The sequence below is a fragment of the uncultured Bacteroides sp. genome, assembly GCF_902472605.1.
GTDB lineage: Bacteria > Bacteroidota > Bacteroidia > Bacteroidales > Bacteroidaceae > Phocaeicola.
Map to the genome: position 1 here is coordinate 16,275 of NZ_CABROP010000043.1, position 12,445 is coordinate 28,719.

Here is a 12,445-nt window from a genome sequence, read left to right on the forward strand (position 1 = left end):
AGGATGCGCCTCGGCATAGTCAAATTCAGAAAACATGGTTTTCTATTTGCCTCTGCACTCAGCTTTCACTATCTTTGCATAAGATAGGAGGCGTCTTAGCATAAAACCCAAACAAGTTTGGTTTTATGCCTTCGACTTTCACTATCTTTGTACATATCATATAAAGCCGATATAATATGGAATCAATAAAGAACAGACGGACCATTCGCAAATATACACAGGAAGATGTGCCTGCCGAATTGCTGAATGAATTGCTGGAGGAAGCATTCCGGGCTTCCACCATGGGAAATATGCAGTTGTATAGTGTGGTTGTAACGAGGGATGCGAAAATGAAGGAGCGTCTGGCTCCTGCTCATTTTAATCAGCCGATGGTTACTTCGGCTCCGGTTGTGCTGACTTTCTGTGCCGATTTTAACCGGTTCAGCAAGTGGTGTGAACAGCGGAAGGCAGAACCTGGTTATAATAATTTCATTTCTTTTCTGAATGCGGCGACCGATGCTTTGCTGGTAACACAGAACTTCTGTACGCTGGCCGAAGAGAAAGGACTGGGAATATGTTATCTGGGAACTACCATTTATAATCCTGATCAGATTATCGATTTGCTGAAGCTTCCAAAACTGGTGGTTCCGATAGCTACCATTACGGTAGGCTATCCCGATGAATGTCCCGCACAACCTGATCGTTTGCCCATTCGGGGCATCATCCATGAGGAGCAGTACCATGACTATACTCCTGAAGAGATAGACGATATTTATGCGTATAAGGAAAGCTTGCCTGAAAACAAGCAATTTGTGGAAATCAATCACACCGAGACGCTGGCCCAGATTTTCACGGATATCCGTTATAAGAAATCGGATAATGAATTTATGTCGGAAGGCTTGAAGAAAGTATTGAAGCGGCAAGGATTTGATGATTGAGGGTATCAGGATAGATAAAAAAAGAGGTGACTTGAATTTCAAGTCACCTCTTTTTTTATCTCATTCGAAGACTGGTTTCTATTTCTTCTATTTCTGCCTTAAATGCTTTGTCCACATCTACCTGGTCTTTCACAATCTTGCAGGCATGCAACACTGTGGCGTGGTCTTTGTTGCCTATCAGCTGACCGATCTTGGAAGAAGAGGTATCGGTATGTTTCTTCGCCAGATACATGGCTACCTGTCTTACCTGTACCACTTCCCGCTTGCGGGTCTTTGTGTGAATGGCTGTTTCATCAATCTTGTAATGCTCGCACACTTTCGTGATGATGTCGCTTACGGTCATCGGTTTGCTCTCGGCGCATTTTACTGCCTTTCTCACGATGTGTTGTGCCAGATCAAGGTCAATTTCCCGTTTGAACAAGATGGACTGAGCCAGCAGCGAATTGACGATACCTTCCAGTTCACGCACGCTCTCGTTTACGCTTTCTGCAATGTAGCTGATAACCGATTCCGGAATGACCAGTCCGTCACGCTTGATCTTGTTGCGCAGGATGTTCTTTCGGAGTTCGATATCCGGTTTCTCCAGTTCCGCAACCAAGCCCCATTTGAAACGGGTGAGCAGACGGTCTTCCATTCCCTGCAGCATGACGGGTGCACGGTCTGAAGTCAGAATCAGTTGCTTTCCGTTCTGGTGAAGGTGGTTGAAGATATGGAAGAACGTGTTTTGCGTTTTGGTAACCCCTGCAAATTCCTGTATATCATCAATGATCAGCACGTCGATTGTCTGGTAGAAGCTAATGAAATCATTGAAGTGGTTGGTTCGTACAGAGTCAGTGTATTGCACCTGGAAAAGATGAGCGGATACATACAGCACCCGTTTTTCCGGATACAATTCCTTGATTCTTGTACCGATGGCGTTAATCAGATGGGTTTTTCCCACTCCCGAAGGGCCATAGATAAACAAGGGGTTGAAGGTACGTGCCGGGTTCTGGGCAACGGTCTCTGCCACTGTCCTGGAGAATTCATTGCTGTTTCCTTTAATGAAGTTCTCAAAGTTGTAGTTCGGGTTCAGATGAGGATCCAAATCCTGTGGAGCCGGAGCCTGCAAAGGATTCGGTGCCTTGTTTCCGTTGTACACAGGAGCCTGTTCCGGCAGTGCGTAAGAGCGTTTTGTGCCTTCTATATTGACTGTGATATGGTTGGTCTTATCGGTCAGGATAGAGTACATCAACTCCGTGCCTTCACCTATTTCTTTATAGATGGCGGCGCGCAGCAATCCCACGTACTTTTCTTCCAGATATTCATAGAAGAAAGGACTTGGGACGCCGATTGTCAATGCCTTTTCTGTATCCTCATATTTTAAAGGTACGATAGGCTCAAACCATGTTTTAAAAGCCGTAGCATTTACGTTGTCCTTGATGAATGCCAGACACCGGTTCCACAATGCAACGGCTTGGTTATGTTCAATCATACGTGCGTTGTTATTAATAAAGCGAAACTTCTACGCTTGCAAATTTCGTAATGAAATTTCAGAAAAACAAATGCCTTTTTGCTTGCTTTTTATTTCGATAAATTAAGTCGTTGATAAATAAGACATTATGGGTTTGTTAAAATCCTTGTTAAAGAGAAATGACTTGTGAATCTATAATGTCTTGCTTATCAATTGGTTAGTATCTCTCCTTTTTGGCGTGATTTCCCTCCGTCTGATGTGGTTTTTCTTTGAAAATCATGTATTTGAGATTCTTTACTTTTCTTCTTCGGGTATTCCTTTCTATTTAGATTGTTTCTATATAGTAGGACTGATGCTTCTTTGCCAATGGATTGTCGTGGTTTTCTTCATAAGAAGGCAGGAAATCACCTTTGGAACCGATGATTTCCTGCCTTGCCGATAGGAATGAGATTTCCTTATTTGTCCTTTTTCCCAAACAGAGAGAAGTGTACGTACCGTTTCGGGTGTTCCTGCAAGTCTTTCAGGAGGGAAGCTGCATTGGCTGAGGTGGCGTTCAGGTTCTGATACAGCGCATCGTCGTTCAACAGGAGTCCGATGGAATTATCCTTGCTGCTCAGCTTTTCGGTCAGCATGTGTACGTTCTGCAAGGTAGAGTCCACCTTTTGGAAGGTAGCTGCATAGTCCACTCCTTTCAGGTTCTCACTGATGCCTTTCAGGTTTTCTGTGATGGTGGTCACGTTGCTGGTCAGTTGCGGAATGTCGCGGCTCATCAGGCTGTGCAGTTGCGTGCTGGTGGCATTGAGTGAAGCTGTCAGCTTTTCTGCATTATGCAACGTGTTCTTCAAAGCCGGGTCCGCTAACAGTTGATTCAGGGAGCCCAAGATGGAATCCAGTTTCGGCATCATCTGTTCCACTTTCGGCAGCAGTTCCTGTTCCGCTTTGCCCAAGATGCCCGTATTGGCTGTTCCTTCGATGGTGTCACCGGGATTCATGTAAGTGTTAGCTTCATGCTTGAGCAGCATGTTCATCTTGACAGTTCCTAACATTTCGGTCACCAGTTCTGCCTTGCTTCCAGTCGGAATACGCATGTCCTGATCTACCTCAATTCCTACCACCACATGGCCCGGCTTCTGGTAGTTGTATTGCAGGTCGCGTACAATACCTATCTTGAAACCGTTGGCGAATACCGGGCTCGACAGAGCCAGTCCGTTTACATCGGTAAAATCCACATAATAGTAGCTTTCCGGTTTGAACATACTGATTCCTTTCAGGTAGTTGATGCCGAAAAAGAGAATCAACAGCGCGCCGATTCCAGCTAATCCGATTTTTACTTCTTTCTTCATATTTTTTTCTTTTTCTTTTTTTATTATCTGTTTCGTTTGAATTCTCGTATGGCTTGATTGATGTTCATTTTCTGTCCGTCTTTGAACGCAATGATAAAGGCATCCTTGAATTTGCTGTCCACCTTAGTGCGTTTGAGGCGGAGAATCTTGTTGTAGTTTGTATCTGCTCCGTAAGTATATTTGATGATTCCGTTCTCTTCGTAACTGTCCACTGGAGTAAGCCCTTTGAACTGCTTGCTCTTGGCCGGAAGTTTGCGGCCGGATGTCAGTATCTGTATCTTGAATACCGGTTTCCCGGTTGCAGTGGCTGGTGCGGAATTTTGCTTGGCAGCGCGCTGTTCGCGTACTGTGGGCATGGGTGCGGAAGATTCTACGCTGACTATTTCTTCTTCTACGGGTGTGGCCGAGCTGTCAGTGTCAGCCACTGGTTGGGAGGCCACGCCCTTTTTCCCTGCTTTGTAATTCAGGAAGGCACGGTAAATACTCTTAGCCAAGGTAGAGCTGCCTTGTTCCGACATCAGGTAGGCTTCTTCAGTAGGGTTCGTGATGTAGCCCAGCTCAATCAGTACACTCGGCATGGATGTGGCACGCAACACCAGAAATCCAGCTTGATGCACCCCTTTGTCTATGCGGTTGGCGTTCCGGAACCCTCGTTGCACTTGGGTGGCAAAGCTGACGCTCTGGGCCATATTTTTGTCTTGCAGGAACTCAAAAATGATGTAGCTTTCCGATGAATTCGGGTTGAATCCCGCATATCGCTGCTTGTAGTCATCCTCAATGAGAATTACCGCATTTTCTTTTTTTGCTACTTCCAGGTTTTCCTGAGTACGGTGCAATCCGAGGGTATAGGTCTCTGTGCCGCTGACGCTTCTGTTTTTAGAGGCAACCGAGTTGGTGTGGATGGAAATGAAAAGATCCGCCTTGGCATCGTTGGCGATTTCAGCCCTTGTATGCAGTGGGATGAACACGTCTCTGTCGCGGGTATAGACCACCCGCGTGTCCGGACAGTTTTGCCGGATCAGCTTTCCTAATTTGAGGGCAACGCTCAGATTGATGTTTTTTTCCTTTCCTCTTTTGCCCACCGCTCCAGGGTCATGACCTCCGTGTCCGGCATCAATCACGACGGTAAAGTGAGTATCGGCAGCATGTATTTGGGGGGATAGGCTGAAAGACAGCCACAAGCTAATGGCAATGAACAGTATGTCGAATCTTCTCCTCTGCATAATTTAAATAACGTGGCAAAGTTAATATTTTTTTGTCGACTAACTTTCTGTTGCCCGAAGATTTATTCCCTTGCTGTAATAATTGCTATAAAAACCGAAAAATGAGCAGGTCTTTGCCGTAAAATTCCTACTTTTGTATAAATCATAAAATTAGAAAGGAGTATTTATGACATTAATCGACGGAAAAGCAGTTTCTGAACAAGTGAAAAAGGAAATCGCTGCCGAAGTGGCCGACATTGTGGCAAAAGGAGGCAAGCGTCCTCATTTGGCTGCCATCTTAGTGGGACACGACGGAGGGAGTGAAACCTATGTGGCGGCAAAGGTAAAAGCCTGCGAAGTGTGCGGATTCAAGTCCACTCTGATTCGCTACGAATCGGATGTGACAGAAGAGGAACTTTTGGCCAAAGTACGTGAGTTGAATGCCGATGCCGATGTGGACGGATTCATCGTACAGCTTCCGTTGCCTCCTCACATTTCAGAACAGAAAGTGATAGAGACCATTGATTACCGGAAAGATGTCGACGGTTTCCACCCCATCAATGTGGGACGTCTGTCTATCGGGCTTCCTTGTTACATCTCAGCCACTCCCAACGGCATCATGGAACTTCTGCGTCGTTATCAGATTGATACACGCGGAAAGAAATGTGTCATCTTGGGCCGAAGCAATATCGTAGGAAAACCGATGGCCATGCTGATGATGCAGAAAGCCGTGCCGGGCGATGCCACCGTCACTGTATGTCACAGTCGCAGCAAGGATTTGGTCAGAGAATGTCAGGAGGCCGATATTCTGATTGCTGCCATGGGACAGCCTAACTTCGTCAAGGCCGATATGGTGAAAGAAGGAGCGGTTGTGATCGATGTCGGTACCACTCGTGTGCCAGATGCATCCAAGAAATCAGGCTTCAAGCTTACCGGCGACGTGAAGTTTGATGAGGTGGCTCCCAAGTGTTCCTACATTACTCCCGTACCCGGTGGAGTAGGGCCGATGACCATTGTTTCTTTGATGAAGAATACGCTGTTGGCTGGAAAAAAAGCAATATATTGAGATTTTAGAGGATTTTTTCGATGAAATGTTTGCAGTTTCGAAAAAATCCTCTACCTTTGCAATCGCTTTTGAAAAGGAAGCCAACATGGTGACTATAGTTCAGTTGGTTAGAGCGTCAGATTGTGGTTCTGAATGTCGTGGGTTCGAGTCCCACTAGTCACCCTCCTTCATTTTTTAACGTTTTTCATACCAACATGGTGACTATAGTTCAGTTGGTTAGAGCGTCAGATTGTGGTTCTGAATGTCGTGGGTTCGAGTCCCACTAGTCACCCACAGAAAAAGGTCTTGCAGTTGCAAGGCCTTTTTTTGTATCCTTTCTTCTCTGGCGGACATAAAAAAGCGCTATCTGGCCTTCACAGGCTGGATAGCGCAAGCTACAATACAAAATACAAATACAACTAAACGAGATTTTGTGCTAAAATTAAAGCTTTCAAAGATAGGAATAAAAGTTTATCTATCCTGAGGATTCATATATAATTTAAATATCCTTAATACTCAGACAATTCCTTGTGCCATCATGGCGTGAGCTACTTTCATGAATCCGGCAATGTTGGCGCCCTTCACGTAGTTGATGTATCCGTCGCTTTCCGTACCGTACTTTACGCACTGTTCGTGAATGTTGTGCATAATCTGGTGCAACTTGTCGTCCACTTCCTGTGCGGTCCAGCTCAGGTGCATGGCGTTCTGGCTCATTTCCAGTCCGGAGGTAGCTACTCCGCCCGCATTGACAGCCTTGCCCGGTGCATACATCATCTTGTGTTCAATGAACGCATCGATAGCTTCCGGTGTACATCCCATGTTGGAGATTTCGCCCACACAGAGCACGTGGTTCTTGATTAACTGCTGTGCATCTTCGCCGTTCAGCTCGTTCTGGGTAGCGCAAGGCAGTGCGATGTCCACTTTCACTTCCCACGGGCGACGTCCCGGCACGAAGGTAGCTCCCGGGAATTTCTCCGCATACGGTGCTACGATGTCGTTGCCCGAAGCACGCAGTTCCAGCATGTAGTCAATCTTTTCTCCCTCAATGCCGTCCGGGTCATAAATGTAACCGTCCGGTCCGGAGATGGTCACTACTTTGGCGCCCAGCTGGGTAGCCTTGGTGGCAGCTCCCCAAGCGACGTTGCCGAAGCCTGATATGGCCACTGTCTTTCCTTTTATTTCAATGCCCTTCGCATCAAGCATGTGTTTCACGAAATACAAGCCTCCGAAGCCCGTTGCTTCCGGACGGATCAGCGAGCCGCCGAATTCCAGTCCCTTGCCCGTAAATGTGCCGGTAAACTCACGCGTCAGCTTCTTGTACATGCCGAACATGTAACCCACTTCGCGTCCGCCTACGCCGATGTCACCTGCCGGTACATCCATGTCCGGACCTAAGTGGCGCCACAGTTCCAGCATGAAGGCCTGGCAGAAACGCATGATTTCTGCATTGCTCTTTCCGCGTGGAGAGAAGTCGGAACCTCCCTTGCCGCCCCCCATCGGCAGCGTGGTCAGTGCATTCTTGAACGTCTGCTCAAATCCTAAGAATTTCAGGATAGACAGGTTGACCGAAGCGTGGAAACGGATACCTCCCTTGTACGGGCCGATGGCGTTGTTGAACTGTACGCGATATCCCAAGTTGGTCTGTACTTCCCCTTTGTCGTCCACCCATGTGACACGGAAGGTAAAGATACGGTCGGGTTCTACCAGCCGTTCAATGATTTTTGCCTTTTCAAATTCGGGATGTTGGTTGTAGATATCTTCGATAGAAAGCAATACTTCCTTGACTGCCTGAAGGTACTCGGATTCACCTGGATGCTTGGCTTCCAGCGATGACATGATCTTGTTAATATCCATAATCAAATAATTTAAGGTCTGACAAAATGAAATGTTTTGTATTTGCAAAGATAGGAATTTACCTGTATTGGCAAAGTTTTTCTCCTTCTTTTTCGGGTGTAAGCTTGAATTTTGATAGTTTTTTACCAACCTGTAAGAAAGATTTGCAAAAATCAGGTGAATTTCCGATTTTTGTTTTTATATTAAGAATAAGCTTAAAAAAGATACCATGCTAAACAACCTGAGAATTAAACTCCGTCAGCTTTATTTCAAGGATACGCAGTTTGCCAATCTCATGACCAAACGCATTTTCAATGTGCTGTTAGTGGCCAATCCTTACGATGCATTCATGCTTGAAGACGATGGCCGCATTGATGAGAAGATATTCAATGAATACATGAACCTGAGTCTGCGCTATCCTCCCCGTTTCACTCAAGTGTCAACCGATAAGGAGGCATGGGAGCAGTTGCGCAATACCATGTTCGACTTGGTTATCTGTATGCCCGGTTCCGACAACAGCGATACCTTCGACATTGCCCGCGACATCAAGCAGGCCTATCCCCACTTGCCGTTGGTGGTGCTGACTCCTTTTTCACATGGCATCAAGGAACGGATGGAGCACGAAGACCTGAGCATCTTTGAATACGTGTTCTGCTGGCTGGGCAATACCGACCTGTTAGTGTCCATCATCAAGCTGATTGAAGACAAGATGAACCTGGAACACGACATCCAGGAAATCGGTGTGCAGATGATTCTGTTAGTGGAAGATTCCATCCGCTTCTATTCGTCCGTGCTACCTAATCTCTACAAGTTCGTGCTCCGCCAGAGCCAGGAGTTTGCCACGGAAGCCCTGAACGAGCACCAGCGTACGCTGCGCATGCGCGGGCGTCCCAAGATTGTGTTGGCCCGCTCGTACGAGGAAGCCATGGAACTGTATGACAAGTACGAGCACAACATGTTGGGAGTCATTTCCGATGCCCGTTTTCCCCATGAGGGCGTGAACGATCCGGAAGCTGGCGTGACTTTCCTGCGCGAGATACGCCGTCGAGACCCCTTCATCCCGCTGATTCTGCAGTCGGCCGAAGAGAGCAACCGCCGCTATGTGAACGAACTGGGCGCCGTGTTCATCGACAAGAATTCCAAGAAGATGAACATCGACCTGCGCGAAGCCGTGTCGGACAACTTTGGGTTCGGTGATTTTATCTTTCGTGACCCTCATACCATGAAGGAAGTGGCTCGCATCCATAACCTGAAAGAACTTCAGAATGTCATCTTCGCCATTCCGGCCGATTCGTTCCTCTACCACATCAGTCGCAACCACATCTCGCGCTGGCTGTATTCGCGTGCCATCTTCCCGGTGGCCGAGTTTTTGAAGCAGATTACATGGGAATCCCTTCAGGACATCGATGCGCACCGCCAGATTATCTTCGAGGCCATTGTGAAATACCGCAAGATGAAGAACCAGGGCGTGGTGGCCGTATTCCAGCGTGACCGTTTCGACCGCTATTCCAACTTTGCCCGCATCGGTGATGGTTCTTTGGGAGGAAAGGGGCGTGGACTGGCCTTTATCGACAACATGGTGAAGCGCCATCCTGAGTTCGACGAGTTTGAGAATGCTTCGGTCATGATTCCGAAAACCGTGGTGCTCTGTACCGACATCTTCGATGAATTCATGGACTCCAACCAGCTCTATCAGATTGCCTTGAGCGATGCCGACGATGACGTGATTCTGAAAGCCTTTCTCCGGGCCAAGCTGCCCGACAACCTGGTGGAGGACTTCTTTGCCTTCTTCGATGCCGTCAAGGCCCCGATTGCCATCCGTTCGTCCAGTCTGCTGGAAGATTCCCACTACCAGCCGTTCGCCGGTATCTATTCCACCTATATGATTCCCTATCTGGACGACAAGTACGAAATGCTCCGCATGTTGAGCGATGCCATCAAGGGCGTGTATGCCTCCGTATATTATAAGGATAGTAAGGCCTACATGCAGGCCACCAGCAACGTCATCGACCAGGAAAAGATGGCCGTCATCCTCCAGGAAGTGGTCGGCACCCAGTACGGTGACCGCTACTATCCAGCCATCTCCGGTGTGGCCCGCTCCGTCAACTATTATCCCATCAACGACGAATTGGCTGAAGAAGGCACGGTGAGTCTGGCATTAGGACTCGGAAAATACATTGTCGACGGCGGCCTCACCCTGCGCGTCTGCCCGTACCATCCTACACAGGTGCTTCAGACCAGTGAGATGGAAATTGCTTTGCGCGAGACTCAGACCCGCTTTTACGCCCTCGACCTGAAAAACTTAGGGCAGAACTTCTCGCTCGACGACGGATTCAATCTGCTGAAGCTCCATGTGAAGGATGCCGAAGCCGACGGTGCTTTGAATTTCATCGCCTCGACCTACGACCCGTATGATATGGTGATTCGCGATGGCCTTTATCCCGGCGGGCGCAAGCTCATCACCTTTGCCAACATCCTCCAGCATGACGTATTCCCGCTGGCCCGCATCCTCCAGCTCGTGCAGAAATACGGTCAGGGTGAGATGCGCCGTCCGGTCGAAATTGAGTTTGCCGTCAACTTGGATGCCCATACCAAGAGCGGAGTATTCTATCTGCTACAAATCCGTCCGATGGTCGACGTGAAAGCCGGACTGGACGAAGACCTGACCCAGGTGCCGGAAGAAAAACTTTTGCTCAAGAGCGAAAATTCATTGGGCCACGGGGTGATGGACGATATGCAGGATGTGATTTACGTCAAGACCGAAGGCTATTCCGCTTCCAACAACCAGCTGATAGCCTACGATATCGAGAAACTCAACCGTCGTTTCCTCGACGAAGGCAAACATTACATCTTGGTCGGTCCCGGGCGCTGGGGCAGCAGCGACACGTGGCTGGGCATCCCTGTGAAATGGCCGAACATTTCCGCCGCGAGGGTTATCGTGGAAGCCGGGCTGACCAATTACCGGGTGGACCCCAGTCAGGGCACCCATTTCTTCCAGAACCTGACCTCCTTCGGGGTGGGCTATTTCACCATCAATGCCTACATGAACGACGGCGTCTACAACCAGGCATTACTCGATCGCATGCCTGCCGTGGAAGAAACGAAATTCCTCCGCTGGGTACGGTTTGAAAAACCGCTTACCGTAAAGATGGACGGAAAGAAAAAACTGGGGGTGGTGGAACTGCCGGAAGGCTGAGAAAAGAGGAAATTGAACAATCAGAATTGTTTTTTTGTTTGTTCAATGGAGTCTAAATTCAGAGAGGGGGCAAGTCTAGACTTGGAGAAGTCAAGACTTGCCCATTTATTTTATTGCTATTTAATGGATATTTTTTTGAAAAAACGTAATTAAAAGGAGGAGTAAGGAAATTATGAAAAAGACATCCATCAAGCTGAAATTTAGGGCGTCAGTAAAGCCTCAGAAAGAGGGTACGCTGATGTTCCAGGTGATTCACGACCGTAAGGTTCGCCGAATCAAAAGCCAATTTAAAATTTTTAAGGAGGAATGGGATGAGGCTGCCGGCCAGATTCTGTTGACGGCGTCAGACTCATCCCGATGTAGTCAGTTACAAATCATACGCCTAAATGTGGAATGGGAACTCAGGCGGTTGCGGAAAATAATAGATACCTTTAAACGTTCGGGCAAGGAATGGAATCTTGACGAAGTGTTACAGAAATTCAATCCTTATGTGAATAAGGAATACAGTGTATTCCATTTCATGCAAGTCCAGATTCAGCGTAAAAAGCAATTAGGCAAGATACGCTCCAGCGAGACCTACCAGGCCACTCTCAACAGTTTCATGAATTTCAGGCAGGGAATCGATTTGACTTTCGATATGTTCGATTCGGAGCTGATGGAACTTTATGAGGCGGAATTGCGGAATCGGGGAGTCGTGCGTAACACCAGTTCCTTCTATTTGCGGATATTGCGTACAAATTACAAGCTGGCAGTAGAAAAAGGACTTACGCAAGATTGCCGTCCCTTCAAACGTGTATATTGCGGCATGGACAAAACGGTGAAGAGATGCCTTTCTTTTGGTGAGATAAAAAAGATGAAAGAGCTGGACTTGTCCCTCAAGCCGGCCTTGGATTTTGCCCGCGACATGTTTATTTTCAGTTTTTGCACGCGTGGTATGTCGTTTGTCGACATGGCCTATCTCAAAAAAAGTGATTTGAAAAACGGCTATCTTATTTATCGGCGGAAAAAGACCGGTCAGCTGCTGACCATTGAATGGACCTGGCAGATGCAAGCGCTCATAGACAAGTATAAGGGCAATCCCACCCAATATCTTCTTCCTTTGATTGTCCGTGAAGACGGCACTGAACGCCGTCAGTATCAGAATCAGATGATGAAGATCAACCGCGGCTTGAAGGAGATTGCTTCTCTCATGCATTTGTCTGTACCCTTATCCTTATATTATAGCCGTCACAGTTGGGCCACTATCGCCAGAGGAAAATCCATACCTTTGTCCGTCATTAGCGAAGGATTGGGACATGACTCGGAACTTACAACGCAAATTTATCTCGATTCCATCAAGTCTGTAGAGGTGGACAGGGCCAATAGAAAAATCCTGAGAGACCTTTAATTTGCTGTATATAAATGGATTATCTCCTAAGATGAGATACCTTTTCAAGATTTAAGCATAAAAATCAGAGGA

General features: G+C 47.4%; 8 protein-coding genes and 2 tRNA genes. 6 read left to right on the top strand and 4 right to left on the bottom strand.

Going from position 1 to position 12,445, the window contains the following annotated elements:
- Nucleotides 1–176: 176 nt before the first annotated feature.
- Nucleotides 177–917 (top strand): NADPH-dependent oxidoreductase, encoded by a 741-nt coding sequence (locus RDP42_RS10235; protein ID WP_308763598.1) that lies wholly within the window; start codon nucleotides 177–179, stop codon nucleotides 915–917.
- A 55-nt stretch (nucleotides 918–972) separates the two neighbouring features.
- Here the strand turns inward: RDP42_RS10235 and dnaA are convergent, their stop codons facing one another.
- From dnaA to RDP42_RS10250, 3 genes are all read right to left on the bottom strand, one after another.
- On the bottom strand, nucleotides 973–2,388 hold the full coding sequence (gene dnaA, locus RDP42_RS10240; protein WP_308763599.1) for a chromosomal replication initiator protein DnaA: 1,416 nt from the start codon (nucleotides 2,386–2,388) through the stop codon (nucleotides 973–975).
- Nucleotides 2,389–2,822: 434 nt separating this feature from the next.
- Nucleotides 2,823–3,710 carry an MlaD family protein gene (locus tag RDP42_RS10245; RefSeq protein WP_308763600.1) on the bottom strand — a complete coding sequence of 296 codons (888 nt, stop codon included), beginning with the start codon at nucleotides 3,708–3,710 and terminating at the stop codon, nucleotides 2,823–2,825.
- A gap of 23 nt (nucleotides 3,711–3,733) precedes the next feature.
- Nucleotides 3,734–4,933, bottom strand: a complete 1,200-nt coding sequence (locus RDP42_RS10250; RefSeq protein ID WP_308763601.1) for an N-acetylmuramoyl-L-alanine amidase — start codon at nucleotides 4,931–4,933, stop codon at nucleotides 3,734–3,736.
- A 166-nt stretch (nucleotides 4,934–5,099) separates the two neighbouring features.
- On the opposite strand from RDP42_RS10250, the gene folD reads away from it, so the two are divergent.
- The 3 genes from folD (at nucleotide 5,100) to RDP42_RS10265 (ending at nucleotide 6,249) form a co-directional block, all read left to right on the top strand.
- Nucleotides 5,100–5,978, top strand: coding sequence for a bifunctional methylenetetrahydrofolate dehydrogenase/methenyltetrahydrofolate cyclohydrolase FolD (folD, locus tag RDP42_RS10255; protein WP_204475125.1), 879 nt, complete (start codon nucleotides 5,100–5,102; stop codon nucleotides 5,976–5,978).
- Nucleotides 5,979–6,066: 88 nt separating this feature from the next.
- Nucleotides 6,067–6,140, top strand: a tRNA-His gene (locus RDP42_RS10260).
- Nucleotides 6,141–6,175: 35 nt separating this feature from the next.
- A tRNA-His gene (locus RDP42_RS10265) sits at nucleotides 6,176–6,249 on the top strand.
- A gap of 224 nt (nucleotides 6,250–6,473) precedes the next feature.
- Here RDP42_RS10265 and gdhA read toward each other — a convergent pair.
- Nucleotides 6,474–7,811 carry an NADP-specific glutamate dehydrogenase gene (gdhA, locus tag RDP42_RS10270; protein ID WP_308763602.1) on the bottom strand — a complete coding sequence of 446 codons (1,338 nt, stop codon included), beginning with the start codon at nucleotides 7,809–7,811 and terminating at the stop codon, nucleotides 6,474–6,476.
- Nucleotides 7,812–8,019: 208 nt separating this feature from the next.
- On the opposite strand from gdhA, the gene RDP42_RS10275 reads away from it, so the two are divergent.
- Entirely contained in the window at nucleotides 8,020–10,986 is a 2,967-nt protein-coding gene (locus RDP42_RS10275; RefSeq protein ID WP_308763603.1) for a PEP/pyruvate-binding domain-containing protein, read from the top strand.
- Nucleotides 10,987–11,158: 172 nt separating this feature from the next.
- Entirely contained in the window at nucleotides 11,159–12,373 is a 1,215-nt protein-coding gene (locus RDP42_RS10280) for a site-specific integrase (RefSeq protein ID WP_308763604.1), read from the top strand.
- Nucleotides 12,374–12,445 lie beyond the last annotated feature (72 nt).